The organism is Veillonella intestinalis, assembly GCF_943193155.1.
In the GTDB taxonomy this organism is placed as follows: Bacteria; Bacillota; Negativicutes; order Veillonellales; family Veillonellaceae; genus Veillonella_A; species Veillonella_A intestinalis.
Genome location: NZ_CALPDB010000005.1, coordinates 56230 through 82012, shown reverse-complemented (window position 1 = coordinate 82012; position 25783 = coordinate 56230). Strand labels below are relative to the sequence as shown.

General features: G+C 39.0%; 32 protein-coding genes. 29 read left to right on the top strand and 3 right to left on the bottom strand.

Translation table 11 applies throughout. From position 1 onward, the window contains the following. Positions 1-40 precede the first annotated feature (40 nt). The 10 genes from NFR44_RS06830 to NFR44_RS06785 all read left to right on the top strand — a co-directional run bounded on the left by NFR44_RS06830 (position 41) and on the right by NFR44_RS06785 (position 9008). Positions 41-535 (top strand): type III secretion system chaperone family protein, encoded by a 495-nt coding sequence (locus NFR44_RS06830; RefSeq protein WP_251442684.1) that lies wholly within the window; start codon positions 41-43, stop codon positions 533-535. Positions 536-609: 74 nt separating this feature from the next. Then, on the top strand, positions 610-1104 hold the full coding sequence (locus NFR44_RS06825) for a hypothetical protein (RefSeq protein WP_251442681.1): 495 nt from the start codon (positions 610-612) through the stop codon (positions 1102-1104). A 187-nt stretch (positions 1105-1291) separates the two neighbouring features. Then, positions 1292-1783: a 5-(carboxyamino)imidazole ribonucleotide mutase gene (purE, locus tag NFR44_RS06820; RefSeq protein WP_251442677.1), complete on the top strand. Its 492-nt coding sequence runs from the start codon at positions 1292-1294 to the stop codon at positions 1781-1783. Between the two features lie 63 nt (positions 1784-1846). Further along, positions 1847-2551 carry a phosphoribosylaminoimidazolesuccinocarboxamide synthase gene (gene purC / locus NFR44_RS06815; RefSeq protein WP_251442674.1) on the top strand — a complete coding sequence of 235 codons (705 nt, stop codon included), beginning with the start codon at positions 1847-1849 and terminating at the stop codon, positions 2549-2551. Positions 2552-2563: 12 nt separating this feature from the next. Continuing rightward, on the top strand, positions 2564-3988 hold the full coding sequence (purF, locus tag NFR44_RS06810; protein WP_251442671.1) for an amidophosphoribosyltransferase: 1425 nt from the start codon (positions 2564-2566) through the stop codon (positions 3986-3988). Next, complete coding sequence (gene purM, locus NFR44_RS06805; protein ID WP_251442668.1) at positions 3975-5039, top strand: phosphoribosylformylglycinamidine cyclo-ligase; 1065 nt, start codon at positions 3975-3977, stop codon at positions 5037-5039. The genes purF and purM overlap by 14 nt, the downstream gene beginning before the upstream one ends. Beyond that, positions 5023-5640, top strand: a complete 618-nt coding sequence (gene purN / locus NFR44_RS06800) for a phosphoribosylglycinamide formyltransferase (protein WP_251442665.1) — start codon at positions 5023-5025, stop codon at positions 5638-5640. Before purM ends, purN begins: the two co-directional genes overlap by 17 nt. A gap of 59 nt (positions 5641-5699) precedes the next feature. After that, positions 5700-7229 (top strand): bifunctional phosphoribosylaminoimidazolecarboxamide formyltransferase/IMP cyclohydrolase, encoded by a 1530-nt coding sequence (purH, locus tag NFR44_RS06795; protein WP_251442662.1) that lies wholly within the window; start codon positions 5700-5702, stop codon positions 7227-7229. 18 nt (positions 7230-7247) lie between these two features. Next, entirely contained in the window at positions 7248-8519 is a 1272-nt protein-coding gene (gene purD, locus NFR44_RS06790) for a phosphoribosylamine--glycine ligase (RefSeq protein ID WP_251442659.1), read from the top strand. 126 nt (positions 8520-8645) lie between these two features. Further along, positions 8646-9008, top strand: a complete 363-nt coding sequence (locus tag NFR44_RS06785) for a helix-turn-helix domain-containing protein (RefSeq protein WP_251442656.1) — start codon at positions 8646-8648, stop codon at positions 9006-9008. Between the two features lie 194 nt (positions 9009-9202). On the opposite strand, the gene NFR44_RS06780 is transcribed toward NFR44_RS06785, so the two are convergent. Then, a complete protein-coding gene (locus tag NFR44_RS06780; protein WP_251442653.1) occupies positions 9203-9874 on the bottom strand; it encodes a metal-dependent hydrolase in 672 nt (223 codons plus the stop codon). A 142-nt stretch (positions 9875-10016) separates the two neighbouring features. On the opposite strand from NFR44_RS06780, the gene moaC reads away from it, so the two are divergent. From moaC to NFR44_RS06730, 10 genes are all read left to right on the top strand, one after another. After that, positions 10017-10514, top strand: coding sequence for a cyclic pyranopterin monophosphate synthase MoaC (gene moaC, locus NFR44_RS06775; protein ID WP_277612538.1), 498 nt, complete (start codon positions 10017-10019; stop codon positions 10512-10514). Positions 10515-10609: 95 nt separating this feature from the next. Continuing rightward, positions 10610-11101, top strand: a complete 492-nt coding sequence (trmL, locus tag NFR44_RS06770; RefSeq protein ID WP_251442638.1) for a tRNA (uridine(34)/cytosine(34)/5-carboxymethylaminomethyluridine(34)-2'-O)-methyltransferase TrmL — start codon at positions 10610-10612, stop codon at positions 11099-11101. Between the two features lie 4 nt (positions 11102-11105). Continuing rightward, positions 11106-11459 (top strand): YlbF/YmcA family competence regulator, encoded by a 354-nt coding sequence (locus NFR44_RS06765; RefSeq protein ID WP_251442635.1) that lies wholly within the window; start codon positions 11106-11108, stop codon positions 11457-11459. Further along, the gene (gene murB / locus NFR44_RS06760) at positions 11440-12369 is read left to right on the top strand and encodes a UDP-N-acetylmuramate dehydrogenase (RefSeq protein ID WP_251442632.1); all 930 of its coding nucleotides are present in this window, start codon (positions 11440-11442) and stop codon (positions 12367-12369) included. The genes NFR44_RS06765 and murB overlap by 20 nt, the downstream gene beginning before the upstream one ends. Positions 12370-12616: 247 nt before the next feature. Then, positions 12617-13057, top strand: a complete 441-nt coding sequence (gene rplM / locus NFR44_RS06755; RefSeq protein ID WP_251442629.1) for a 50S ribosomal protein L13 — start codon at positions 12617-12619, stop codon at positions 13055-13057. A 23-nt stretch (positions 13058-13080) separates the two neighbouring features. Beyond that, positions 13081-13473 (top strand): 30S ribosomal protein S9, encoded by a 393-nt coding sequence (gene rpsI, locus NFR44_RS06750; protein WP_162099030.1) that lies wholly within the window; start codon positions 13081-13083, stop codon positions 13471-13473. A 207-nt stretch (positions 13474-13680) separates the two neighbouring features. Further along, positions 13681-13989 (top strand): TM2 domain-containing protein, encoded by a 309-nt coding sequence (locus tag NFR44_RS06745; RefSeq protein WP_251442626.1) that lies wholly within the window; start codon positions 13681-13683, stop codon positions 13987-13989. Positions 13990-14104: 115 nt separating this feature from the next. Then, positions 14105-15202 (top strand): outer membrane beta-barrel protein, encoded by a 1098-nt coding sequence (locus NFR44_RS06740; protein WP_251442623.1) that lies wholly within the window; start codon positions 14105-14107, stop codon positions 15200-15202. A 189-nt stretch (positions 15203-15391) separates the two neighbouring features. After that, a complete protein-coding gene (locus tag NFR44_RS06735) occupies positions 15392-16564 on the top strand; it encodes a multidrug effflux MFS transporter (RefSeq protein WP_251442620.1) in 1173 nt (390 codons plus the stop codon). Positions 16565-16703: 139 nt separating this feature from the next. Continuing rightward, positions 16704-17873, top strand: a complete 1170-nt coding sequence (locus NFR44_RS06730) for a multidrug effflux MFS transporter (protein WP_251442617.1) — start codon at positions 16704-16706, stop codon at positions 17871-17873. Positions 17874-17985: 112 nt separating this feature from the next. On the opposite strand, the gene NFR44_RS06725 is transcribed toward NFR44_RS06730, so the two are convergent. Both NFR44_RS06725 and NFR44_RS06720 read right to left on the bottom strand, forming a co-directional pair. Then, positions 17986-18375 (bottom strand): type II toxin-antitoxin system death-on-curing family toxin, encoded by a 390-nt coding sequence (locus NFR44_RS06725; RefSeq protein WP_251442615.1) that lies wholly within the window; start codon positions 18373-18375, stop codon positions 17986-17988. Position 18376: 1 nt separating this feature from the next. Continuing rightward, on the bottom strand, positions 18377-18532 hold the full coding sequence (locus NFR44_RS06720; protein WP_251442611.1) for a hypothetical protein: 156 nt from the start codon (positions 18530-18532) through the stop codon (positions 18377-18379). Positions 18533-18813: 281 nt separating this feature from the next. Here NFR44_RS06720 and NFR44_RS06715 point away from each other — a divergent pair, with 281 nt between their 5' ends. The 9 genes from NFR44_RS06715 to panD all read left to right on the top strand — a co-directional run bounded on the left by NFR44_RS06715 (position 18814) and on the right by panD (position 25732). Next, complete coding sequence (locus tag NFR44_RS06715) at positions 18814-19905, top strand: glutathione S-transferase C-terminal domain-containing protein (protein ID WP_251442608.1); 1092 nt, start codon at positions 18814-18816, stop codon at positions 19903-19905. Positions 19906-19914: 9 nt separating this feature from the next. Then, positions 19915-20646 (top strand): MmgE/PrpD family protein, encoded by a 732-nt coding sequence (locus NFR44_RS06710; protein ID WP_251442605.1) that lies wholly within the window; start codon positions 19915-19917, stop codon positions 20644-20646. Positions 20647-20714: 68 nt separating this feature from the next. Further along, positions 20715-21269 carry an MmgE/PrpD family protein gene (locus NFR44_RS06705; RefSeq protein WP_251442604.1) on the top strand — a complete coding sequence of 185 codons (555 nt, stop codon included), beginning with the start codon at positions 20715-20717 and terminating at the stop codon, positions 21267-21269. 178 nt (positions 21270-21447) lie between these two features. Continuing rightward, on the top strand, positions 21448-22293 hold the full coding sequence (locus NFR44_RS06700; RefSeq protein ID WP_251442600.1) for a transporter substrate-binding domain-containing protein: 846 nt from the start codon (positions 21448-21450) through the stop codon (positions 22291-22293). A gap of 20 nt (positions 22294-22313) precedes the next feature. Next, a complete protein-coding gene (locus tag NFR44_RS06695; RefSeq protein ID WP_251442597.1) occupies positions 22314-23042 on the top strand; it encodes an amino acid ABC transporter permease in 729 nt (242 codons plus the stop codon). A 5-nt stretch (positions 23043-23047) separates the two neighbouring features. Continuing rightward, positions 23048-23770, top strand: a complete 723-nt coding sequence (locus NFR44_RS06690) for an amino acid ABC transporter permease (RefSeq protein WP_251442594.1) — start codon at positions 23048-23050, stop codon at positions 23768-23770. 22 nt (positions 23771-23792) lie between these two features. Further along, positions 23793-24551 (top strand): amino acid ABC transporter ATP-binding protein, encoded by a 759-nt coding sequence (locus NFR44_RS06685; RefSeq protein WP_251442591.1) that lies wholly within the window; start codon positions 23793-23795, stop codon positions 24549-24551. After that, positions 24548-25081, top strand: coding sequence for a GNAT family N-acetyltransferase (locus NFR44_RS06680; RefSeq protein WP_251442588.1), 534 nt, complete (start codon positions 24548-24550; stop codon positions 25079-25081). Before NFR44_RS06685 ends, NFR44_RS06680 begins: the two co-directional genes overlap by 4 nt. A 258-nt stretch (positions 25082-25339) precedes the next feature. Continuing rightward, on the top strand, positions 25340-25732 hold the full coding sequence (panD, locus tag NFR44_RS06675) for an aspartate 1-decarboxylase (protein ID WP_251442585.1): 393 nt from the start codon (positions 25340-25342) through the stop codon (positions 25730-25732). Positions 25733-25783 lie beyond the last annotated feature (51 nt).

Sequence of the window (25783 nt, the reverse complement as noted above, 5' to 3'; positions counted from 1 at the left end):
TTAATGTATTTATAATTATAAGTAAAAGGGAGATGTGACAATGAACACTAAAGCAGAACAGTTCGATCAATTTCTAAAAGACCGTGAAGTAACAAACTGGTTCACAAAAGAAGAACATCAAGATGATGTTAATTCTGTAGTATATCGTGGTTACTTTGATGTAGCTGCTCAGCAGTTGCCATTGTTTGTTGTGTTAGATGATACTGTATTCAACTTAGTTCGTTTGGTAGTAACTACTGGTGCCGTGCCAGCAGAAAAGCAAGCTGAAGTAGTAGAATATCTTAACGAATTAAATGGTAAATTTAAAATTTTCAAATACTACTTAGGTGAAGAAGATAATGTAGTATACATGGATATTAGCTTGCCAGCTTCTAAAGAAACATTCGATCCAAATTTATTAGTTGGTCTTTTATTAGAAGTATTAGAGCCACATATTAAAGAATACTATCCAAGCATTCTTGGCAAAGTATTAGGGGCTGAAGAACCAGCAACTAAAGAAAAAGGTAAAAAAGAAAAGAAAGAAAAAGTAAACTAATCATTAGCTGCGTATAGTATGTAATGTTATTTACTATTACTTAATAGGTGTCCCTACGGCAGAAGAGGTGTAGCATGGCAAAACCTAAGAATGAAAAAAGCGGTGTTTTTGAAACGTTCTTAGTTGAGGAAAACATAACTTGCTTTGATAAGCGTGAGATTCAAGACGAAGAAAGTACGGTTGTATATCGCTCTTATATTCAAACCGAGATTGGCGATATGCCTATCTTTGTGTTGCTCGATGCTACGATTTATAGCGTTGTTCGTGTAGTGGTAGGTGGCAATGTAGTGACATCGGAAAACTATCAAGCCATTGTGGACTTTATTAATCGTGAAAACAGTATTTATAAAAACTTCAAATATTATGTAGAGCATGACGATAATAGCTTATATTTAGACTGTGTATATATGTGTTCGAATTCTGCATTTGAACCACAATTGTTGTATGTATTGATGAATCAAATCGTGCAATATATGCCAAGTGCTGTACCAGCGCTTAAAGAAGCTATGGGGATTTCGCAATTGCCAGATTCCTTTCTTGCGCATGCTCATGAGCATCATGAATCGTAACAAAAGGCTCCCTATGTATTTGGGGAGCCTTTTTATTAATGTTCGGAATATAGCGAACATTAATAAAAATAAATAAATGAATATTCGAATATTATATTGACTAATAAGTTGCTGTTTGTTAGAATTTAGGTAGTAATTATTATCGTTATATAAGGCAATTTTGTCAGTTAATTTAGGAGGGACTCACATGAAAGTTGGCATCGTAATGGGTAGTGACTCTGACTTAGGAGTTATGAAAAAAGCCGCAGACGTATTGAAGGAGTTTGGCATTGACTATGAGATGGTTATTGCGTCGGCCCATCGTACGCCAGAAGAAGTGAAAAAATTTGTAACCCGTTTAGAGGCTGAAGGCGCGATTGCTTTCGTTGCTGGTGCTGGGGCTGCGGCTCATTTACCAGGGGTTATTGCTAGTTTTACTGTATTGCCTGTTATTGGAGTACCTTTGAATGCAACAGCGTTAAAAGGGATTGATGCATTGTTAGCTATTGTGCAAATGCCATCTGGGATGCCGGTAGCAACTATGGCTGTTGATGGGGCCAAGAATGCGGCTTTGTTTGCTGTGCAAATTGGGGCGGCTCATGATGCTACTTTAAAAGCACAATATCAAGCTTATCGTGATGATATGGCAAAAACTGTTATTGCAAAGAATGAAAAATTACAAGCTGAATTAAACAAATAAAATTGAATCAATAATTTATGTGCAATTGTTTAAATAGGGTGTATACGAATAGGAGGCCACACTATGAATATGTTATATGAAGGTAAAGCGAAACAAGTATTTGAAACAGAAAATGCAAACGAATATTTAGTTCATTATAAAGATGACGCTACTGCTTTTAATGGTGAGAAAAAAGGGACAATCCATGATAAAGGGGTTTTAAATAATAAAATTTCCTCCTTCTTTTTTGAATTATTGGCTAAAGAAGGTGTGCCAAATCATTTTATTAAACGTCTTAATGATCGTGATCAATTAGTTAAAAAATTAGAAATTTTACCACTAGAAGTTATTGTGCGTAATATTATTGCTGGTTCTTTGTCTAAACGCTTAGGTATTGAAGAAGGCACTCCTTGCAAACGTCCTATCCTAGAATTCTGCTACAAAAATGATGATTTAGGAGATCCATTCATCAACGAAGATCAGATTTTAGCGTTAGGCTGGGCTACAGAAGAACAGGTAGCTCTTGTTCGTAAATATGCAATGCAAGTTAACGAAGTTCTTAAAAAATTCTTAGCTGAAAAGAAAGTAACTTTAGTTGACTTCAAATTAGAGTTTGGTCTTCACAATGGGGAAGTATTATTAGGTGATGAAATTTCTCCAGATACTTGCCGTTTCTGGGACAGCGAAACAAATGAAAAACTTGACAAAGACCGTTTCCGTCGTGACCTTGGCAATGTAGAAGATGCCTACAAAGAAATGTTATTCCGCCTAACTGGCGAACGTGCGTAATAGGAGATAAACATGCATTACGACTCTGTATTTGACAAGTGGCATGAAGAGTGTGGCGTATTTGGTATTTATGATCGCCATTTAAATGTAGGAAATTTTACTTATTGGGGGTTATTTGCTTTACAGCATCGCGGCCAAGAAAGCGCCGGTATTGCTATTAGCGATGGTAATAATATTGAAGTAACCAAAGGAATGGGCCTTATTACAGAGGCGATAAAGCAGTTACCTGATGTGCCAGGTGGTTTTATTACATCAGGTCATGTGCGTTATTCCACGACAGGCTCTAATAATCCTAAAAATATTCAGCCTTTGGTAATTCATTACCAAGGGGGCGATATGGCTGTTGCCCATAATGGGAATTTGACAAATGCGTTAGATTTGCGTCATGAGTTAGAAGATAGTGGCTCAATTTTTCAGACCTCTATGGACTCTGAAGTTATTGTTAACTTGATTGCGCGCTCCAAAGCAGAAAATACGGAAGAGCGAATTGTGGAAGCTGTACGTCGTATTGAAGGCGCTTTTTCATTGGTTATTAGCACGAATGATAAATTGATTGGGGTTCGTGATGCTAATGGTTTCCGTCCACTTTGTTTAGGTAAAACAGAACATGGCTATGTTTTGTCGTCTGAAACATGCGCACTTGATGCTATTAAGGCTGAATTTGTTCGCCATATTGATCCAGGTGAAATGGTTATTATTGATGACAGTGGTGTGCGAAGCCGTTTATTTGTAGAGTCAGAAGCGAAAATCAATAAAGCCCTTTGTGTATTTGAATATATTTATTTTGCTCGTTCTGATAGTGAAATTGACGGTCAAAGTGTCTATCAGGCACGGTTAAATATGGGCCGCGAATTAGCACGAGAAACAAAATATGATGCTGACTTAGTTATGTCTATTCCTGACTCTGGTACAACAGCTGCCTTGGGTTACGCGCGAGAATCTGGTATTCCATTTGGAGAAGGTTTAATTAAGAACCGCTACATGGGTCGTACATTTATTAAACCAGATCAAGCACAACGCGAATTGGCAGTGCGCATGAAACTTAATGCTGTATCTGATGTGGTGCGGGGCAAACGAATTGTTTTAATCGATGATTCGATTGTGCGCGGTACTACGAGTGGCATTATTGTGCGTATGCTTAAAGAGGCGGGTGCTAAAGAAATTTATATGTGTGTAAGCTCGCCAGCTATTGAATATCCGTGCCATTATGGGATTGATACTTCGGTGCGCAAAGAGTTAATTGCAGCAACTCATACAGTCGATGAAATTAGAGAGTATATCCAAGCGGATAAACTTCATTATTTAAGCCGTGAAGGCTTGTGTCGTGCCGTAAGCGGTGTACCTGAAGCAGAACTTTGCTTCGCATGTTTTAATGGCGATTATGCCGTAACAGTTCCTGAAGACCAAGACGAGGGAGGAAAATATGTGCTCGAATAAAGGTGGCGTAACATATCGTGATGCTGGTGTTGATATTGATGCAGGTAATAAAGCCGTCGATTTAATGAAAGCAGCGGTAAGACGCACGTATACATCTGGTGTAGTCGGTGATATTGGAGGCTTTGGCGGCTTGTTCTCCTTAGCTGGTTTTGATATGAAAGAGCCTATGCTTGTATCCGGTACGGATGGGGTAGGTACAAAATTGCGTCTAGCCATTATGATGGACAAACATGATACTATTGGTCAGGACTGTGTGGCCATGAGTGTAAATGATATTTTGGTACAAGGGGCAACGCCTTTGTTTTTCCTTGACTATATTGCGGTTGGTAAATTAGTGCCTGAACAAGTAGCAACTATAGTTCGTGGTGTAGCAGAAGCTTGTGAAGAATCAGGTTGTGCGTTACTAGGTGGAGAAACGGCTGAAATGGCTGGGTTCTATGGTGATGGCGATTATGATGTAGCTGGTTTTGCTGTAGGTATTGTTGATCGTCCTCGTTTATTGACTGGTGATACGATTAAAGCTGGTGATATTTTATTAGGTTTACCATCTACGGGCGTTCATTCTAACGGTTTTTCATTAGTGCGTAAAATTGTATTTGACGTACAAAATATGAACTTGACTGATGAAGTGCCAGAATTTGGTAAAACTTTAGGTGAAGAATTATTAACGCCTACCCGTTTATATCCAAAAGCAGTATTACCGCTAACTCGCAAAGGTCTGTTAAAAGGTATGGTGCATGTTACTGGTGGTGGTTTCTATGACAATATTCCACGTATTTTGCCAGAAGGTACAACAGCTCGCGTAAATGCTGATGCATGGCCTAAATTACCTGTTTTTGAAAAACTACAAGAATGGGGTCAGGTGGCTACTAAAGAAATGTACCGTACTTTTAATATGGGGATTGGTATGATTTTAGTAGTAGCGCCAGAAGATTTGGGGGCTGTAAAAGCACAATTAGCTAAAGTAAATGAAGCGGTTTATGAAATTGGCCGCATTGAAGCTGCTGGAGAAGAACGCGTAATTATGGAAGGACGTGAATTCGTTGACTAAGCGAATTGCTATCTTTGCTAGTGGGCGTGGTTCTAATGCAGCTGCTTTATATGAAGCGATTCAGGCAGGTGAAATTAAGGCGCAAGTGGTGGTTGTGTTAAGCGACCATCACGATGCTCCTGTATTAGCACGGGCTGCAGAGTGGGGTGTTCCGGCTGTAGTGGTTGAGCGTAAAGATTATGCTAATAAAGAGTCCTTTGAGGAGGCTATGTTAGCTGCCATTGCACTTTATAAACCAGACGCCATTGTATTGGCGGGGTATATGCGTTTATTAGGCCCTACGTTTATTAAACCGTATGAATATAAGATATTAAATATTCATCCAGCCTTATTGCCGTCTTTTCCGGGCCTTCATGCGCAAGGGCAGGCTGTGGCTGCGGGGGTTAAAGTGAGTGGTTGTACGGTTCACTTTGTAGATACGGGCATGGACTCAGGGCCTATTATTATGCAAACTGTAGTGCCGGTGTATGCAGAGGATACAGAGGATACGTTAGCAGCTCGCATATTGCCAGAAGAACATAAAACATATAAAAAAGCATTAGCCCTCTTTTGTGAGGACAAATTAACGATTAAGAATCATATTGTGCACATAGAGGACTAGCCTTTGGGCAGTCCTTTTGTGCCTTTTTAAGCAACAGCGTCAGTTGTAGGAGGATTTGTATGATTAAAAATGCACTTATTAGTGTATCCGATAAAACAGGAATTGTGGAATTTGCCAAATCATTGGCTTCATTAGGGGTTACGATTTATTCTACAGGGGGAACGTTCCGTACATTAGCGGAAGCAGGTGTAACAGTTCATCAAGTTGATGAATTAACTAAATTCCCTGAAATGATGGATGGTCGCGTTAAGACTTTACATCCTATGGTGCATGGCGGTATTTTGGCAGTTCGTGATAATGCAGAGCACGTAAAGGCTATGGAAGATCATAGTATTCAGCCTCTAGATTTAGTAGTGGTTAACTTGTATCCATTCCGTGAAACTATTGCTAAACCTAATGTGGCCTTAGACGAAGCGATTGAAAATATTGACATTGGTGGTCCAACTATGGTTCGTTCGGCCGCTAAAAATAACGCATATGTAGGCATTGTAGTTAATCCAGAACGATATGATGAAGTGATTGCTCGCTTACAAGCTGATGGCGATTTAGGGCGTGACTTCCGCTTTGCCTTAGCGAAGGAGGCCTTTGCTCATACAGCGGCGTATGATACAGCCATTGCTAATTATTTTAGTGAACAATTGGAACAGACACCATTCCCACCGGAATATTTACAAGCTTATGAAAAAGTAACGGACCTTCGTTACGGTGAAAATCCACATCAAAAAGCTGCATTTTATAAAGAAATTGGGGCAGCTACTGGTATGGGGGCTATGAAACAGCTTCACGGCAAAGAATTATCATACAATAACATTGTGGATATGGAAGCCGCTTGGAATATGGTATGGGAATTTACAGAGCCAGCGGCTTGTATCATTAAACATACAAATCCATGTGGTGCTGCTACCGGGGCGACGTTAACGGACGCATATGTAAAAGCCTATGAAGCTGATGCGGTGTCCGCTTTTGGTGGGATTGTAGCGCTTAATCGTGAAGTGGATGAAGCAACTGCGAATGAAATGAGTAAATTATTTTTAGAAGTTATTATGGCACCTAAATTCTCTGCCAAAGCATTGACTATTTTAACAGCTAAGAAAAATATACGTCTTATTGAATTAGAAAAACCAGCGGCAGATCAAGTTGTGGTTAAAAAAGTATCGGGTGGCTTATTAGTGCAAACTGAAGATGATTTGCAAGAAGATGAAACTTCCTACACGGTGGTAACGAAAGTGCAGCCAACTGAGGCTGAATGGGACGCTTTACGCTTTGCGTGGAAATTAGTTAAACATGTGAAATCTAATGCCATTTTGATTGCTAAAGATAATCAGACATTAGGTGTTGGCGCTGGTCAGATGAATCGTGTAGGGGCGGCTAAAATTGCGCTTGAAGAAGCTGGTGATAAGGCTAAGGGTGCTGTGTTAGCATCGGATGCATTCTTCCCATTTGGCGACACTGTAGCGACAGCGGCAGAACATGGCATTACAGCCATTATTCAACCAGGCGGTTCTATTCGTGATGAAGAATCCATTGCTAAAGCTGATGAAGCAGGTATTGCGATGGTATTCACGCATGTACGTCATTTTAAACACTAATTGACCCAAGGAGGATATATGAAAGTTTGCGTAATTGGATCGGGTGGTCGTGAACATACTTTAGCTTGGAAATTGGCGCAAAGTGCATCGGTGGATACAGTATATGCCTTGCCTGGTAGCAAAGCTATGGCTGATATTGCTACTTGTGTGGCTTTAGATTGGCAAAATTTTGATGATGTGGTGGCGTTTTTGCAAAAAGAACATATTGAGTTAGTGGTGATTGGCCCAGAAGCACCATTAGTGGCTGGCTTAGCTGATGCAGTGCGAGCAGCGGGGATAGCTGTATTTGGCCCATCTAAAGCTGCTGCTCAGTTGGAAGGTTCTAAAGTATTTGCCAAAGATTTGATGAAAAAATACCATATTCCTACGGCGGCTTATGGTGTGTTTTCTGATGTAGAAGCAGCGAATGCTTTTATTGATGAAACAGGGGCGCCTATTGTGATTAAAGCTGATGGTTTGGCGGCTGGTAAAGGTGTGGTTGTCGCTATGACTATAGAGGAAGCTAAGGCCGCTGTAGAGGATATGCTGTCTGCGAATCGTTTTGGCGATGCTGGTCATACAGTGGTAATTGAAGAGTTTATGGCTGGCGAAGAAGCCTCTTTATTGGCGTTTGTAGATGGTACAACGGTAGTTCCTATGATTTCTTCTCAGGACCATAAGCGTATTTTTGATGGTGATCAAGGCCCTAATACCGGTGGTATGGGGACCTATGCGCCGGCACCAGTTATGACAGAAGCACTTCTAAAAGAAGCGTATGATAAAATTTTAGTGCCTATGGTAGGGGCGATGAAAGCAGAAGGTATGCCGTATGTAGGCTGCTTATATGCAGGCTTAATGATTACCGAAGCAGGACCTAAAGTAGTCGAATTTAACGCTCGTTTTGGAGATCCTGAAACGCAGGTTGTATTGCCTTTATTAGCAGGCGATTTAGGGGAGATTATGTTGGCTTGTGCTAAGGGTTGTTTGACCGCTGATATGGTTAAGTGGCAGGAAGGTAGTGCTGCTTGTGTTATCCTTGCTTCTAAAGGGTATCCTGAAACCTCTCATTCTGGTGATGTCATTGCAGGTGATTTAAGCTTTACTGATAATACTTTAGTATTCCATTCAGGTACGAAGTATGTAGATACTCATTTTGAAACGGCTGGGGGCCGTGTTTTAGGTATTGTAGGCTTAGGGGCAGATTTACGAGAAGCCCTTGATGTCGCGTATCGTCGTGTCGAACTTGTTCGCTTTGACGGCTGTCAGTATCGAAAAGACATTGGACAGAAAGCATTTGCTCATTTAGTTTAAAATTCAGCGATTTGTGAAGTATTAAATCAAAATATTTACGCTTTTTGAAAAATAGGTGTATAATAGAGATAGAATTTGTCTATTTTGAGTAGTATATGATAGGCCAATGAAGCGGGGCGTGATAGTATGGCGTTATATAAAAATCTTAAACGAGTTCGTATGAGGACTGGCAAAAGTCAGTTAGAAGTAGCTAGTAGCGTGGGTATTAGTAATGCTGCGTTGTCTAATTATGAGACTGGCTATCGTGAGCCTGATTTAGAAACGTTAAAGCAATTAGCCGTATATTATGGTGTGTCCTTAGATGAATTGGCTGAGGTTAAACCTAGTTTGCCTCCAGTCTACGACTTATGGGCTGTTATCAAGAACAAGGAAGTGGCCTTTAATGGTAAACACTATGCCTTGAAGCCTTCACAACGACAGCAATTGCGTAAACAGTTGGCCATGTTTTTTGAAAAATACGAGCCCGTAGTCGAAAAACAAAAGAAGTAAGGAACCGTAAATAACAGAACAGTAAAGGATAGGTATATCATAACTGTATGCTTATCGGCGGATTAGTAATGAGTACATAAATGTAAGTAGTAAGTTGTGTAATGTTATGTATGAATTAAAATAGGCGAAATACTAAAAAGGAGCTATTTCTTGATGCAGTGTGCATTCTGAAATAGCTCCTTTTTGGTTATGGGTTATAGGGTAATCGTTGTGCCTGGGTCAACAACTAGACCTTTTTGTTGATGCTTAGCTTCAAGCTGTTTTACATACTCATGAGGGTCTTTGTCGATAACTGGCCAGGTTTTATAATGGATAGGAATAGTTACTTTGGCTTTAATTAAGGAGGCTGCTAATAAGGCATCTTCTACACCCATAGTGAAATTGTCGCCAATTGGTAAAAGGGCATAATCAATGTCACCAAAGCGATTTAAGTATTGCATATCACTAAAGAAGGCTGTATCGCCAGCGAAGTAAATAGTTTTGCCGTAAAAGTTGAAGATAACACCGGCTGCATGACCGCCAGGAATACCTGCGCCGTGGAAGGCGGGTGTGAGGCGTACCGAACCGAATTCAAAGTCAAATTTGCCGCCTAAATGCATAGCATGCGCTTTTAGACCTGCTTCTTCTGCTTTGTGAGCTACTTCTGCTGTAGAGATGAGTAGTGCATCGTTAGCTTTGCCGATTACATCAGCATCGCCATAGTGGTCGCCGTGGCCATGACTAACAAAAATATATTGACATTTAATATCTTCAGGTTTAGCAATCTCCCAAGTATTTCCATTAAAAAAAGGATCGCAAACAATAGAAACTTCACCATTGCTTAGTAAAAATGTAGAATGACCATAGTAGGTTAATGATACTGCCATAAGAGACGCCTCCTTGTGATTAAAATATTAGACTACTTATATATTACATGATACCATAGAATGAGATTGAATTATATGAAATTGGATGGTTAGTAAACAAAAATAATCTATATTAACTTAAAATACAATAAAGAGGTCAATTATGGAATTAACACATTTTGATGAAGCTGGTAATGCTCGCATGGTAGATGTAAGTGATAAAGCGGTTACAACTCGGGTTGCTGTGGCAGAGGGATTTATTACTGTGAATGAAGAAATTTATAGTCGCATAGCAGCTGGTACTATGAAAAAAGGCGATGTACTGGCTGTAGCACAATTGGCGGCTATTATGGGGGCAAAGCAAACGGCTAGCCTTATTCCATTATGCCACCCTTTAAGTTTAAGTAAGGTAGCAGTCTTGTGTGAACTAGATGAGGCCAAGCAAGCAGTGCGTATTGAAGCTACGGTTAAGACTACAGGGCAGACTGGGGTAGAAATGGAAGCGCTGACAGCGGTCCAAGTAGGCCTTTTAACAGTATATGATATGTGCAAGGCCATTGATAAAAGTATGGTCATGGGACCTGTATATTTGGTAGAAAAATCTGGTGGTAAAAGTGGTCATTTTAAAAATGATAAACAAGCTTTGTGCAAGTCCTTGTAAAAATGGCATAGCGGTATTGAGAAAAGACTTGAAGGGTTTACTATAATTGGTTAAAATAAGATGTTAGACTAATTAGTACAAAAGAAGGATGATGTATGGAAATTGTATTAGTAGAACCAGAAATTCCTGGTAATACAGGAAATATTGCTAGACTATGTGCGGCTAATCATATGACGCTTCATTTAGTAAAACCCTTGGGTTTCAAATTAGAAGATAAATATTTAAAACGAGCAGGTCTTGATTATTGGCATCTAGTGGATGTACAAATCCATGAAAATTTACAAGAAGTATATGAGAAATATCCTGATCGTCGTTATTTTTACGCTACGACTAAAGCGAAACATACATATGCAGAAGTTCAGTATGAAATTGGCGATATGTTAGTGTTTGGTAAAGAAACTAAAGGCCTACCAGAAGAGTTGTTAGCTGCTAATTATGAACAGACGATTCGCATACCTATGATTGAAAAGGCTCGATCCTTAAACTTATCCAATTCAGTGGCTATCATTGCGTATGAAGCAATGCGGCAATTGAATTTTCCTGATTTAAAAAATTTAGGCCATTTAACAATGAAAGGTGGTAATTAACATTATGAATTATGACAAAGCGTATGAATTACAGAAATCGATGCGTGAAAGCGAAGAGTACAAAGCCTTAATGGAGGCGCAAGCTGCGGTAGAAAGTGACGCTACTGCTAAGGGTTTAATTGAACAGTTCTTGATGCAACAAATGCAGTGGGAATATGCTAAAATGGCAGAAGCACCAGAAGCCGAAGAAATTGGTAAAAAATTAGAAGAATTAATGCCTATGATTCAAGCAAATTCTGGGGCACAAGCTTATTTACAAGCTCATGTGCGTTGGACACAAGTATCCAATGACATTTATCGTATCATTAGTGAACCTATTACAGAAGGAATGAAAATTCTTGAAAAAGCTAAACAATAATCTACAAGCGCTTTACACAGATTTGCAACATATTGTACCGGCAACGGCTGTGCGCTGTGGAGAACCATTGTGTGAGCATACAACCTTTAAAATTGGTGGCCCTGCTGATATCTTTGTTATGCCTCAAACTATGAGTCAGTTAAGTCAAGTGTTAGCGGCGATTTATCGGGCTGATGTGCCATTAACTATTTTAGGAAGTGGCTCTAATGTGCTTGTTTTAGATGGTGGTATTCGTGGCGTAGTATTATCGCTTAGCGATATGAAGGAAACTATGGTAGCAATTGATAGTACATTAACTGTTAGTGCTGGCTATATGTTAAAAGATGCTTCGCAGTTTGCTTATGCAGCAGGGTTGACCGGTTTAGAATTTGCCATTGGCATTCCAGGCACTTTGGGTGGCGCTGTATTCATGAATGCAGGCGCTTATGGCGGTGAAATGTGTCAAGTGGTGACTAAAGTGCGTGCTGTTGATATGACAGGCCATGTTACTGAATATACGGCTGAGGAACTAGCGTTTGCCTATCGTCATAGCCGTTTTCATGAAAGCCATGAAATTATAGGTGAAGTGGATATTGCATTAAAAGCAGGCGATAAAGATGCCATTTTAGCTATGATGGAAGATTTAACACAACGCCGTGAAAGCAAACAACCTTTAGAATATGCTAGTGCTGGTTCTACTTTTAAGCGACCACCAGGCTATTTTGCGGGTACCTTGATTGAACAGACTGGTTTAAAAGGTTTGGCTGTCGGCGATGCAGAAGTTTCGCAAAAGCATGCAGGCTTTGTCATTAATAAGGGGAGAGCCTCGGCTAAAGATGTGTTGGATTTGATTCACAATGTGCAATCTCGTGTAGCAGAAGCGCATGGCGTTAAGCTAGAAACAGAAGTGCGTATTATAGGTGAAGAATAGAATTTACCTATAGTAGCCCAATTTTCTATATGTTTTGGGCTAATATTTTATTATAGTAATTGATTTGATCATTAGCTAGGTTAGAAACATATGTGATTATACTTAAAATATGCGAAATAGTGGTTGACAGTCTATAGTTAAATCACGTATAATATTTCGGTAAGCATTTGTATCTTATTCCATTAGCCCCGGAAAGAGAGCAGGATGCTTTTTGGTAAAGTAGTCGTTATGAGGAGGAATTAGCAGCATGAAAACTACATATATGGCCAATCCGAACACTGTTGAACGGAAATGGTATGTTGTTGACGCTGAAGGTAAAACTTTAGGACGCCTTGCTGCCGAAGTAGCTAAAGTTCTTCGGGGCAAAAATAAACCGACTTTCACACCACACGTTGACACTGGTGACCACGTTATCGTAATCAACGCTGAGAAAGTTCGTTTCACAGGTAAAAAATTAACTCAGAAAACATATTTCCGCCATTCTGGTTACCCAGGTGGTTCCCGTTTCGTTACTCTTGGTAACATGTTGGAAAAACATCCAGAACGCGTTGTGGAAATGGCAGTTCGCGGGATGCTTCCTAAGAACAAGCTAGGCGCTCAAATTTATCGCAAATTGAACGTATATGCTGGTCCTGAACATCCACATGCAGCTCAGAAACCTGAAGTTTTGGAATTTGATATTCGGTAATTACCGGGAGGAGGAACATTTACATGGCAGTAGCTCAGTACTACGGTACAGGTCGTAGAAAATCTTCCGTTGCCAGAGTTCGTCTGGTACCGGGCACAGGTAAAATTGTAATCAATAAACGTGATCTTAGCGATTACTTTGGTCGTAAGACTTTGGAATTAATCGTAAAACAACCGCTTAACCTTACTGGTACGGTTGAACAATATGATGTTATCGCTGACGTTGCTGGTGGTGGCCCATCTGGTCAAGCTGGTGCAATTCGTCACGGTATCTCCCGTGCTTTATTAGGTGTTGACGGTGAACTTCGTCAATCTCTTAAAAAAGCTGGTTTCTTAACTCGTGACCCACGTATGAAAGAACGTAAAAAATACGGTCTTAAAAAAGCTCGTAAGGCGTCTCAGTTCTCGAAACGTTAATATTACAAATGGCAACCCTACAAACCTCAGGTTTGTGGGGTTTCTTTTTACCTATCTTCTTTGAATTTAGGCTAGTCTGGAAGGCGTAGCCTACAGGTAGTCTATAAAAAGGTTATAAGTAGGCTATAAATTACTAGAAAAAAGAGACTATGATATAATAGAAAATAATTAAAATTAACTAAGGATACACATAGGGGAGGTTTTACTATGAAGGCCAACGAATTAGTAGCTTTACAAAATTTGACACAGGCACAACGTGACTATGTATTATTAAAAATGACCAGTCAAAAAGATACAGGCATGGCTTATTTATGGTGGTTTATTTTTGGGGTGCATTATTTTTATCTTAGAAAACCAATTATTAACTTGTTGTATTGGGTGACAGCTAGTGGCTTTGGTATTTGGGCTATTATTGACTTGTTCCGTATCCCTGGAATGGTGCGCCGTTTTAATGAAAAAATGCTAAAAGAAGCTATTTTGGAAGCTCAAAACTTATATCCTAATGACAGCGAGTAAATAGGCACGTATCTCCTTAAAATCTTATTGATTTTATATCGATATAATTCTATAATAGAGTTGTAAGTGTGATATTTTATTATATTACTGTTGTTTTTAGAAAAGAGGAGATTGTATGAAAAAACGTGCATTATTATTAGCAGCTGTAGCAGCTTGCGTAACATCCGCAGCCTTTGCTACACCACAAACTCAATGGCAAGAAGGCCAATGGCAAGTTGATTTAGGTGCTTGGAATGTTGAAGCCAGTGCTGATTCTGACAAGATTTTTGATGAATCTGTTAACGGGGATGTGACAACCAATGATAAATGGAATCTTCAAGGTGGTCTTACGTATGGTTTAAATGATCGTTGGGCGGTTCAATATAATTACTACGGCTTAGAAACTAAGGGCAATAATAGTACAGATGGGATACATACTGATGGGAGTAGTCAAGAAGTAAATGCTCTTTATTCTATCAATAAGAATTTTGCAGCCTATGCTGGTTGGAATCGTATTGATAATAAATTAGAATGGGAAGGCGAAAGTGGTTCTAAGAAGAATAATGTAGCTCAAATCGGTATTATTGGTAAAGCGCCATTGACTGATAAATTAGATGTTTATGGTAAAGCAGCTATTGGTACTAAAAATACTACTATTTGGGAAGCTGGTTTAGGTTATAGCATTACTGATGACTTAGATGTAAGTGCAGGTTATCGTTATGTAAATACTAAACTTGTAGATGATGCTAATATTAGCTATAAAGGCTTTATTGCAGGTCTTTCTTACCGTTTTGGTGGTGACTCTTATGAAGCTGAAGAACCAACACCAGCACCTGTTTATACACCACAGCCACAACCTCAAGCAGTACCTGTAGTACAACAAGCACCAGCTCGTAATGACTACTATTTAGAAAGTGTTCATTTTGGCTTTGATGAAGATCAACCACTTGGTACAGAACAATCTAAATTAGATCATTTTGTACAAGTTGCAAAAGCTAACCCAACACATACATACAAATTAGTAGGTAATACAGATGCTAAGGGTTCTAATGACTATAACAATGCACTATCTCAACGTCGTGTAGACAATGTAGCAGCGTATGCTCAGAGTCAAGGTGTACCAGCATCTCAGTTAGTGCTTAACTACAAAGGTGAAAACAATCCAGTATCCACTAATGATACTGACCAAGGGCGCGCTGACAACCGTCGTGTAGATATTTGGGAAAATAAATAATACCTATTTACGAGTTATTTTACAAAATGAATATTTTGTGATAAAATGTTAAATTGTCTCGGTAAACAATATTGTATGGCAACATACAATTGAAGAGGATTCCTCCGTAAGGGGGAGTCCTCTTTTACTTTGGCAAAAGAATGAATAGTATTGATAGGTAAATGAATATATAGAAAGGATGACATAGGAATGAATAAAATCACAGTGTTACTGATTGCATTTATGGCAGCTATTGGGCCGCTTAGTACAGATATTTATTTGCCTGGCTTACCTAATATTGCTGTAGATTTAGGCACTAATGCTTCAGGGGGACAGTTAAGTTTAACTGCTTGCTTTTTAGGCTTAGCTATTGGACAAATTATTATTGGCCCTTGGAGTGATGGGGTAGGACGACGTAAACCTGCGATTTTATCTTTTTTAGGTTTTGCTATTACGTCTTTTCTATGCAGTACTGCCACTTCCTTACCTATGTTCTTATTGTGGCGTTTTGTACAAGGCCTAGCTGGTGCAGGCTGTATTGTATTGGCTCGTTCTATTGCTTCAGATCGTTTCTCTGGTAATGAATTGACTCGTTTTATTGCATTACTCGTTTTAATATCTTCTGTAGTGCCTATTGCAGGCCCTATTATTGGTGGTTTCATATTGGAACATTTTAAATGGCCTTATATTTTTATGTTGCTTACAGTAGCCGGTGTGATTGGGAGTATTGGTGTATTATGGCAATTGCCAGAAACACTACCTTTGGAACAGCGGATTGAAGGTGGTTTAAAAACGTCCATACATAATATGTCTACATTATGGCAAAATAAAGCGTATAGAGGATATTTGTTAGTGCAAGGTTTTACGGCGATGGGGCTATTCGGTTACATTGGGGCGGCACCTTTTATTATGGAAGAGATTTATGGTTTATCACCAAGTGAATTTAGCTTATTTTTCGGCTTGGGCTCAGCTAGTTTTGCTTTGGCAGCTCAAATCAGTGGACGCATTAGTAAAGCATTTGGGGAGCATCAAATTTTAAAAATTGGTATAGGTTTGGGTGGTTTAATAGGCTGTGGTTTGTTAATAGCTTCTTTTATACAGCCTGAAACACCGTATTTAGTAGGCGGGCTATTGTTAGGCTTAATCTTTAGTTGTGGCATTAACTTGCCATTAAGCTTTTCTTGTGGCATGAATTCCCATATAGGAATAGCGGGTAGTGCTTCAGGTTTGCTTGGAGTTATGGCATTTTTAGCAGGTGCTATAGCTTCACCACTTGTTGGTCTTGGTGGGGGTCATTCTATGTGGCCTTTGACCGTGCTAGTCATGATTGTTCATGGGTTAGCTATAGTGGCTATGAAACAAGTTACTTTAGACATACAGTAATGAAAAATAAGAAGTATCTTTATAGAGATATAGTTTAGTTAACGACGCATATATAACAATATTGTTATATATGCGTCGTTTATTGATATTATACTTAATGCACGCTCCTTGTTATACTACAGAGGAGAGGTGATTGTTAATGAATAAATTAGTTATAGTGTTAGTTGCTTTTATGGCCGCGATAGGGCCTTTAAGTACAGATATTTATTTGCCGGGGTTACCGGAAATTGCAAGAGATTTAGGAACGACAGCATCAGGTGGACAACTTAGTTTGACTGCCTGTTTTATTGGTTTAGCCCTAGGGCAGGTTTTAATTGGCCCTTGGAGTGATGAAATTGGACGCCGTAAACCAGTAATGGTATCCTTTGTAGGCTTTGCTATTGCATCTTTTTTATGTGGTACAGCTACTTCTTTACCTATGTTTTTATTGTGGCGGTTCGTACAAGGGGTCGCCGGAGCAGGCTGTATTGTATTGAGTCGTTCTATTGCCTGTGACACGCATACTGGTAATGAATTGACTCGTTTCATATCCTTATTAGTATTGATTACATCTATTGTACCTATTGCAGGCCCTGTTATTGGCGGTCTTGTTTTGGAGTATTGGAGTTGGGAAGCGATTTTCTTAGTATTAACCGCCTGTGGTTTTATTGGGGCTGTATGGGTTATGGCGAGCTTACCTGAAACTTTGCCAGTAGAAAAACGTTTAAAAGGTGGTTTAAAAGAGTCCTTACAAAGTATGGGACAATTGTGGAAGAATAAAAATTATCGTGGCTACTTATTAGTACAAGGCTTTGCTTCTATGGGGCTATTTGGTTATATTGGGGCATCGCCTTTTATAATGGAAGGTATTTATGAGTTTACGCCTACACAATTCAGTATTTTCTTTGGTATTGGTTCCGCTAGTTTAGCAGTGGGGGCTCAAATATTTGGTCGCTTAAGTAAAAGTTTAGGTGAACGTCCTGTCTTATGGCTAGGTAATGTAGGTGGCTTGGTAACAGGTTTGCTCATAGTGGCGATTGCTTTGGTGCAACCGCAAGATCCTTGGTACGTTATGATTGCTTTGGTGTTACTTATCTTTAGTTGTGGTGCTACTTTGCCACTTAGTTTCTCCTGTGCTATGAATGCGCATAAAGGGGTAGCTGGGAGCGCATCTGGTTGGTTAGGCGTCGTTTCTTTCTTAGCGGGTGCTATTGCTTCACCTTTAGTAGGTCTTGGTGGTGGTCATTCTATGTGGCCACTTGCAATCTTGGTTGTAGTCGAGCATATAGGCTCTCTTATTTGTATGCAGTTTTTAACTAAAGAAGAGTAATAGCTTGTTTTATTTAGTAATTTAGAATCGTAGTAGTAACTTAGATATTTAATAGTAATATAGTATAGACGATAAAAAGAGACTATAGTTCAGAAATCAACTATAGTCTCTTTTATACTTCGTGGAGGTGTATCCATTTTGTAATATCTTCTATTTTCATTTTATCTGTAACAACATCTAATATTAATGTTTCTAATTCTAGATTCGTATATTGTAATTCGACGTTATTTAGCGCTAAATATAGTAGCATTGCTTGTAATGCAGTTCTTTTATTTCCATCTACAAATGGATGATTTTTCGCTAAACCATGACATAATTTTGCTGCTTTAAGATATATTGTGGGATATAAATCATTATTGCAGAATGTTTGAAAAGGCGCATTTACTGCAGAGTCTAGTAAATCTATATCTCTCACGCCTGCTTCCATTTTGTATATATTAGATAATTGTTCATGAATCATTAAAATATTATCTAATAGAATTTGTATTTCATGATATTCCATATTATTTATTTTCTAAGGCTCTATAAACTGTGTCATTACGTTTAATAAGTTCTAAAGAAATGGTCTCCATTTTTTTTCGCAAATCTGGATTCGTTTGAGTTGTTATATATTTAGACTGTCGTTCAAGGTGCTTTGCCATATTATTATTTTGTTTCATTTTAATTCCTCCTTATGATTAGTATATACCATTATATAGATAACTACAATAATAATAAATAGGATTATTGTTAAGAGTCTATTTATTTGATTTGTATTTTTTATAAATATATCATATCTATTTATTAGAAATTTATCAAAAAATATATTCATACTTTATTGACAGGATTTATCTTGCGGTGTAAAATGAATGCACATGCATATAAGTTTTGTATGTTTTTATTTTTTACAATATATTCCTATATAAAAAGAGGGAATTAAAAAGTATAATGAGGAGAGAGCATGATTAAAGACAAATCTATTGAAGAAGCTAGAGCAGAGATTCATTTTACCCGTAAAATGAATGCATGTCCTATTGATTTTTCGCCATTTCAGTCTAGTAATCCACGGGCGATTGGCGAACAAAAAGAGTATGAAGGCCGTGATGCCTCCAACTTCAACCGCCGCCAAAAATATGCAGACCCTGAAGAGCCACAATTTACAACACCTTTTGGTGATGGTGAAGGGGAATTGCCCGTTGAAGAAGGTCGCTATCGTTTAATTTGGTCCCGTCATTGTCCTTGGGCCAATCGTGTATCTATCGCTATTGATTATTTAGGGTTAGATAAAGTTATTTCTAAAGGTGTAGTTGATCCACTTCGTCCAGCTGGCGTTATTGGGGATTGGTTCTTTACCCTTGATGAAGGGGATGTAGATCCAGTTCTTAAAATCCATTCCTTAGGTGAGGCCTATCGTAAAGGGGACCCAAATTATGACCAACGCTCCACTGTGCCTGCTATTGTAGATGTAAAAACAGGCGCTGTGGTTAACAACGACTATCATGTGTTGACGACAGATATTGCTATGGCATTTAAGAAATTTGCGAATCCATCAGTGTCTGATATTTACCCTGAAGAATTACGTGAGGATATTGATGCCCTTAATGAAGTTATCTATGCTGATGTTAACTTAGCGGTTAATTTGGCAGCTATGGTAAACAATCAGAAAGATTATGAATTCTACTTTAATCGTATTTTTGATCGTTTAGATTGGCTTGAAGAACGTCTTGGTCGCATGCGTTATTTAATGGGAGATACCATTACTGACCCAGATATTCGCTTATTTGTAACCTTGCAGCGTTTTGACCTAGTATTCTATCAGAAATACTTTGTAAATAAAAAACGCTTGGTAGATTATCCAAATCTTTGGAATTATGCGAAAGATTTATATTCCATTCCAGCGTTTGGCAATAATACAGACTTCGATTCCATGCGTAAACGTTTCTACTATGTAGACCATACACCAATTGAAGACTTACCTCGGTTGGTACCAATGGGGCCAGATGATTCTATTTGGGCTGAACCAAATGACCGTGCTGAAAAATTTGCTAAATAAGAGGCTTTTATGAAAGGGATGGATGAAAATACAGCTACGCTGGTGGAATTAATCCAACAAACCGATATAACGGCACGCCCTGATTTACTAGCTTTAGCAAAAGTAGCTTTTATCGATTATATAGCATCTACCTTAGCGGCTCGTAATGAGCCTAAGGTAGTGGCTATGGCACAAGAAGTGGCAACACGCCAATTGGCAGAAGGTAATCAGAAGTTGCTAGGTCAACCATATGAAACGGCGCCAGAATATACAGCCTTTTTTAATGGATTTTGTTCCCATTATTTAGACTATGATGATGCACAAGCTAATATTGCCGGTCATTTTAGTACAGTCTTATTTTCTGTATTATTAGCGGTAGCTAAGCCGACAGATACGGTGCTTGATGTGCTGACCGCCTATGTGGTAGGAGCGGAAGTTGAAGGCTTGTTAGGAGCCTATTTGAATCCTCAGCATAAGTTGGCTGGTTGGCACTCTACAGGCACTATTGGTCCTATAGGGGGTGCAGCAGCTTTAGCTAAATTGGCTCGTCTTTCGGACTCTGAAACTGCACAATTACTGTCGTTAGCTGGTACACAATCAGCTGGCATGGGCTTTGAAGCTGGTTCTGATACAAAGCCACTTCATGCTGGTTTTGCAGCGCGTAATGCAGTATTTGCTTTTTGGCTATTACAAAATACTAGCTTAACAGCTAATCAGAACGTCTTTAATAATGCTACTGGCTGGCAACTTTTGGCAAGGTAGAACTTACGCCGTCTGATTTACAGGCGAAGTGGTTAAATCCAGGTCAGCTTAAAGAGCCCGGCTTATGGATGAAATTACATCCCTATTGTTCTGCCGCCATTTGTGGCGTTTCAGCTTGCGAAAAAATTCGTCAGGAACAGTTGCTACCGCATGGTTATGGCTGGGCAGATATTGCAGAGGTGACGTTTCATTTTCCGCCTAATGCTGATACAGCCCTTCGCTATAGGGTACCACAAAGTGGTCAGGAAGGGCGATTCTCTATGGAATTTGTGGGCTGGCAAATGTTGGCCTTAGGTCAGATTGATGATGATTTGTTTAAAGAACCTTCGGTGCCTGCGGCTTTTTTAGAAGCAAGTGAAGCGGGTATATTTAAGAGAGTTTATGATTTACCCGCTGTGGCTAAGGATGTACGTGTTATCAAAGTGACGGTTCGTTTACAAGATGGCACTATATATAATTATACAGAAGATAGACCATTAGGTTCACCAGTAGCGCCTTTTACGCCAGATATTTTAGGCACAAAATTAGAGAATGCTACGTATTTGGCCTTTAGTAAGGCTTTTCTAAAGAGTGTTGTAAATTGGCCTGATGGTACCATGGCAGATGTTTTAGAGTTATTATAAGTAGCTGTAAATCAGTTATAGATTTGTTATAACTCTGTTGAAAATCTGTTGTAAGTCTGTTATAAATCAGTTATCTGTTATAAATAAAATATTTGTTACGAATTAATTAACTGTTATGAATTAATTATTTGTTATAAATGAAAAATTAGTATGTTGTGAAAAGAGATGAGGGACTCCCATGAATTTTAAAAAATATTGGAAACAGGCAGCCTTGCTAGGCACTTTGGTACTTGCATTAGGTGTCGTAGCCGGTTGTGGCAGTGATGACAGTGCTGATAAAGCAAGTGCATCAAATCCAGATGCTAAAGTCGTAAATGTTGCCACCCGTGGCACGTCTAAGCCATTTTCTTATACCAATGATGATGGCATTTTAACTGGCTATGATGTAGAAATTTTAAAAGAAGTAGAACGCCGTGATCCTAGCATTAAGTTTAATTTCAAACCAATGGCTGTAGACGCTGCTTTTGTTGCCATGGATGCAGGTCAAGTAGATATGATTGCAAATCAAATGCGTAATAATCCACAACGGGCAGCAAAATACATTTATACGAAAGAAATTAACAACTACACAGTTCGTAAATTAGTTGTTAAAAAGGGCCGTACCGATATTCATTCCTTAAAGGATTTAGAAGGCAAAACTGTAGCGGCCACAACAAATTCTGAGTTTGTTGATTTATTGAAACAATACAATGAAACAGCTGCAACACCAATTAATGTTATTTATACAGATAAAGGTACTGTAGAAACATTAAACTTAGTAGCTACAGGCCGTGCTGATGCTGGCGGTGAGTATGAATACATGGTAACGACAGCTCAAAAAGATCGTAATTTACCAGTTGAATCTGTAGGTGAAACATTGACTGATGTGCCGACGTATTTCTTGCTTCGTAAAGACCCTGAAATGCAAAAAGTAGCCGATAAAATTGATGCACAAGTTAAAGCTATGCGTGAAGATGGTACGCTCAAAAAATTATCGGAGCAGTATTTAGGCGGCGATTACACAGTAGAGCCTGCTAAGCAATAATTGTTAATGGAGGCAGAATTATGGGACAGTATTTTGACGTAGCCTATATGGTTAAGTCCTTTCCAATCCTATTAACATCGCTCAATATAACCTTAACAATTACCATTGTGGCAACTATTTTAGGTATCCTTTTAGGCTGTTTAATTGCAATTGCCCGAGTAAACCGAGTGCCTGTTTTAAAACAGGCACTTACTGTTTATGTTTCCTTTATGCGAGGCACGCCATTTTTAGTGCAACTATTTTTGATTTATTTTGGTGTACCTGAAATTTTAAGTCATATGGGAATTAGTACGCGCAATGTACCTGGTTTATTATTTGTTATTGTTGTATTTACGTTACATATAGGGGCATATAGCTCAGAAATTTTACGCAGTAGTATACAAGCGGTAGCCCAAGGTGAAAAAGAAGCGGCTATGAGCCTAGGCATGACAAGTTTTCAGAGTTATCGCCGTGTCATTTTACCGCAAGCCTTTACTATGGCTATTCCGCCTCTCATTAATAGCGTTATTGGCATGATGAAAGGGACTTCTCTTATTTTTAATGTAGGGGTTGTCGATATTATGCGCCGCGCCGATTTAATGGGGGCCAATTCACAACGCAGTTTGGAATTATTTGTAGATGTAGCTATTATTTATGGGTTGTTAGTTTTAATTATTTCATTAATTGGGCGGTTCTTAGAGCGTCGTTATACCATTAGTGAACGAGTAGCACGCCACACAACAGCGCGCGCCGCAGCAAGTAAGGGGTGAGGCACATGGAATCAACCAGTATTATTAGTTTTCAATATATAAGTGGTACTTTCTGGTATGTATTTGGTTATGTAAAAGTGACCTTGTGGCTTACTTTTGCCAGTGTTGGCTTAGGGATTGCTTTAGGGTTAATTAGTTCAGTAGCCCAACTTAATCGGATTCCTATTATTAGCCAATTAGCGGATATATTTGTTGTAGTATGTCGAAGTTTGCCTAATATGGTATTACTATATTTAGTGTATTATGGCTTGCCGATTTTATTTCTTGCGTTAGAAGATCAGACGGGCGTGCATATACCCTATGAAAAAGTACCAGCCACATTAGTAGCAGTAGTCGGTTTGACCTTACATACAGGTGCCTACTTGAGTGAAATATTCCGGGCGGCTATCCAATCTGTTCCTAAGGGGCAAGTAGAAGCGGCTTTGGCGATTGGCATGACCTGGACACAGGCCTTTCGCCGTGTAGTATTACCACAAGCGGCTGTATTTGCATTACCATTATTTGCTAATCAGTTCTTAAATACCATGAAAAGTACCAGCATTGTCTTTGTTATTACCGTTGTAGAATTACTCGGTGCGGCTAAGCTTTATGTAGAAGATAATTCGGCCTATTTTGAGGCCTATATTGTAGTAGCACTTATTTATTGGGGGCTAGGGATTGTATTTGAATTTATCTTTGAACGTTTAGAACATATGATGAGTAAGTACAAACGGGGCAATGCAGTATAATTAATTGAGATTAGAGGATTTTATGATAGAGATACAAAATGTAAGAAAATCTTTTGGGGATCGGGAGATACTAAAAGGAATTGACTTAACTGTACCTACAGGGTCTGTTACAGTTATTTTAGGGCCTTCGGGGAGTGGTAAGACAACGTTTTTGCGAACTCTTAATTTTTTAGAAAAAGCTGATGCGGGCACGATGACCCTAAATGATATGACTGTGGATTTACACAGTGCTTCGAAGAAAGAAATATTAAATATTCGTCGTAATACCTCTATGGTATTCCAGATGTATAATTTATTTTCTAACATGACAGCTCTTGAAAATGTAATGGAAGGGCTTGTGACGGTTAAAAATATGAAAAAATCAGAAGCCCGTGCTAAGGCTGAACAATGTTTAGAAGCGGTGGGCATGAAAGGCTTTGAAGACTATTATCCAGTGCAGTTATCTGGTGGACAACAACAGCGGGTAGGCATTGCCCGGGCGATTGCAATGGATCCAGCGGTAATCTTATTTGATGAGCCGACCAGTGCTTTAGACCCTGAATTAGTAGGTGAAGTATTAGGGGCTATCAAAACCATTGCCCGTGAAATGCATGTGACTATGATTGTAGTGACTCATGAAATTAGCTTTGCTAAAGAAGTGGCAGATCAAGTTATTTTCATGGAGCAAGGGGTTATTGTAGAACAGGGAACGGCTAAAGAAGTTATTAGCAATCCTCGTGAAGATAGAACTCGTCAGTTCTTAAATCGCTATTTAGGACAATGGGAGGACTATGTAATATGAGTCAAGTTGAATCTAAACAAACAGTGGTTAGTGTAGTTGGTGAGTTAAGCTATCGTCAATTGACTGCTCAAGATGGGCCTGCATATTATGAAGTTCTTCATGAAGGGTATGCTAGTAATTTAGAACATGGTGTTGACTTTTCCGCCAGTCATATGACGGAAGCAGACGCTCTTGATTGGGTGAATACGCACCCTACTTATGGGTTATTTGTAGACGGTCAATTAGCCAGCTCTATTACGCTACGGATGCCTTGGGGACCAAAACCAGGCCCTCGAGAATATCCTCATATTGGCCATTTTGTGACCTCTCCTCGTTTTAAACAACAAGGATATGCTAAGAAAATGCTACAGTGGTTGGAAACTAATGTATTGCGCGATCAGTTAAAAGCGCCTATAGTTACGTTAGGAACTGCTGATACGCATCCTTGGCTTAAAGATATGTATATAAGCTTAGGGTTTACGATTACTAAAATAACTCAACTGCCTGGTTTGAGTCATAAAACTATTTATTTTGAAAAGAAAATTGTATAGTGCTAGGAGTCAGATGGAATTTATGTTATACTGCAGAGGGAGATAGTATTCTGTAGAAACTATACTCTATCTGACACACAATGCTTCATGTATATATAGACGAGAGAAGGTCTCGCCGTGTAGGGGCAATCTTTAGGATGTCCAATACAAGACGGAGAGGCTTAGTTTGCCTATGTAGGTGTTCGATGGATATAGCTCCACGAACACCTTTTTTATTGCTTTGGCCTTTAAAAAGGCATGACAGTAAAGGAGATATACATGATACGTGAAGTATTAGCTGGTAAAATTCACCGGGCTACGGTGACACAAGCAGAGCTTGATTATGTAGGAAGTATTACAGTAGATTCAGAATTGTTAAAAGCAGCAGGAATCTACGAATATCAGAAAGTGGATATTGTAAATATTAACAATGGTGAACGCTTTCAGACTTATACCATTAGTGGTGAAGCCAATAGTGGTGTAATTTGTTTGAATGGTGCCGCCGCTCGTTGTGCTTGTACTGGGGACATGATTATTATCATGGCTTATGGTCAATTAGCTGACGAAGAGATTGAAAATCATAAACCGTCCGTTGTGTTTGTGGATGAGAAGAATGCGATTGTAAGAGTGACAAACTATGAAAAACATGGTTTGTTAGCCGATATGAAGTAATTGTGCTGTCAGAGCAGAGCTATCTTCGCAAACGTAAATCACGAAAGGACG

Excerpts from the sequence above, each read along its gene's own strand:
- NFR44_RS06825 (WP_251442681.1), top strand. The coding sequence starts at position 610 with ATGGCAAAACCTAAGAATGAAAAAAGCGGTGTTTTTGAAACGTTCTTA.
- purM (WP_251442668.1), top strand. The coding sequence starts at position 3,975 with ATGTGCTCGAATAAAGGTGGCGTAACATATCGTGATGCTGGTGTTGAT.
- NFR44_RS06745 (WP_251442626.1), top strand. The coding sequence starts at position 13,681 with ATGAAGGCCAACGAATTAGTAGCTTTACAAAATTTGACACAGGCACAA.
- NFR44_RS06765 (WP_251442635.1), top strand. The coding sequence starts at position 11,106 with ATGAATTATGACAAAGCGTATGAATTACAGAAATCGATGCGTGAAAGC.
- rplM (WP_251442629.1), top strand. The coding sequence starts at position 12,617 with ATGAAAACTACATATATGGCCAATCCGAACACTGTTGAACGGAAATGG.
- NFR44_RS06730 (WP_251442617.1), top strand. The coding sequence starts at position 16,704 with ATGAATAAATTAGTTATAGTGTTAGTTGCTTTTATGGCCGCGATAGGG.
- NFR44_RS06740 (WP_251442623.1), top strand. The coding sequence starts at position 14,105 with ATGAAAAAACGTGCATTATTATTAGCAGCTGTAGCAGCTTGCGTAACA.
- NFR44_RS06715 (WP_251442608.1), top strand. The coding sequence starts at position 18,814 with ATGATTAAAGACAAATCTATTGAAGAAGCTAGAGCAGAGATTCATTTT.
- NFR44_RS06690 (WP_251442594.1), top strand. The coding sequence starts at position 23,048 with ATGGAATCAACCAGTATTATTAGTTTTCAATATATAAGTGGTACTTTC.
- panD (WP_251442585.1), top strand. The coding sequence starts at position 25,340 with ATGATACGTGAAGTATTAGCTGGTAAAATTCACCGGGCTACGGTGACA.
- NFR44_RS06735 (WP_251442620.1), top strand. The coding sequence starts at position 15,392 with ATGAATAAAATCACAGTGTTACTGATTGCATTTATGGCAGCTATTGGG.
- NFR44_RS06705 (WP_251442604.1), top strand. The coding sequence starts at position 20,715 with ATGAAATTACATCCCTATTGTTCTGCCGCCATTTGTGGCGTTTCAGCT.
- trmL (WP_251442638.1), top strand. The coding sequence starts at position 10,610 with ATGGAAATTGTATTAGTAGAACCAGAAATTCCTGGTAATACAGGAAAT.
- rpsI (WP_162099030.1), top strand. The coding sequence starts at position 13,081 with ATGGCAGTAGCTCAGTACTACGGTACAGGTCGTAGAAAATCTTCCGTT.
- NFR44_RS06710 (WP_251442605.1), top strand. The coding sequence starts at position 19,915 with ATGAAAGGGATGGATGAAAATACAGCTACGCTGGTGGAATTAATCCAA.
- purC (WP_251442674.1), top strand. The coding sequence starts at position 1,847 with ATGAATATGTTATATGAAGGTAAAGCGAAACAAGTATTTGAAACAGAA.
- purE (WP_251442677.1), top strand. The coding sequence starts at position 1,292 with ATGAAAGTTGGCATCGTAATGGGTAGTGACTCTGACTTAGGAGTTATG.
- NFR44_RS06695 (WP_251442597.1), top strand. The coding sequence starts at position 22,314 with ATGGGACAGTATTTTGACGTAGCCTATATGGTTAAGTCCTTTCCAATC.
- NFR44_RS06700 (WP_251442600.1), top strand. The coding sequence starts at position 21,448 with ATGAATTTTAAAAAATATTGGAAACAGGCAGCCTTGCTAGGCACTTTG.
- purF (WP_251442671.1), top strand. The coding sequence starts at position 2,564 with ATGCATTACGACTCTGTATTTGACAAGTGGCATGAAGAGTGTGGCGTA.
- NFR44_RS06680 (WP_251442588.1), top strand. The coding sequence starts at position 24,548 with ATGAGTCAAGTTGAATCTAAACAAACAGTGGTTAGTGTAGTTGGTGAG.
- NFR44_RS06720 (WP_251442611.1), bottom strand. The coding sequence starts at position 18,532 with ATGAAACAAAATAATAATATGGCAAAGCACCTTGAACGACAGTCTAAA.
- purH (WP_251442662.1), top strand. The coding sequence starts at position 5,700 with ATGATTAAAAATGCACTTATTAGTGTATCCGATAAAACAGGAATTGTG.
- NFR44_RS06830 (WP_251442684.1), top strand. The coding sequence starts at position 41 with ATGAACACTAAAGCAGAACAGTTCGATCAATTTCTAAAAGACCGTGAA.
- moaC (WP_277612538.1), top strand. The coding sequence starts at position 10,017 with ATGGAATTAACACATTTTGATGAAGCTGGTAATGCTCGCATGGTAGAT.
- purD (WP_251442659.1), top strand. The coding sequence starts at position 7,248 with ATGAAAGTTTGCGTAATTGGATCGGGTGGTCGTGAACATACTTTAGCT.
- NFR44_RS06780 (WP_251442653.1), bottom strand. The coding sequence starts at position 9,874 with ATGGCAGTATCATTAACCTACTATGGTCATTCTACATTTTTACTAAGC.
- NFR44_RS06685 (WP_251442591.1), top strand. The coding sequence starts at position 23,793 with ATGATAGAGATACAAAATGTAAGAAAATCTTTTGGGGATCGGGAGATA.
- NFR44_RS06725 (WP_251442615.1), bottom strand. The coding sequence starts at position 18,375 with ATGGAATATCATGAAATACAAATTCTATTAGATAATATTTTAATGATT.
- NFR44_RS06785 (WP_251442656.1), top strand. The coding sequence starts at position 8,646 with ATGGCGTTATATAAAAATCTTAAACGAGTTCGTATGAGGACTGGCAAA.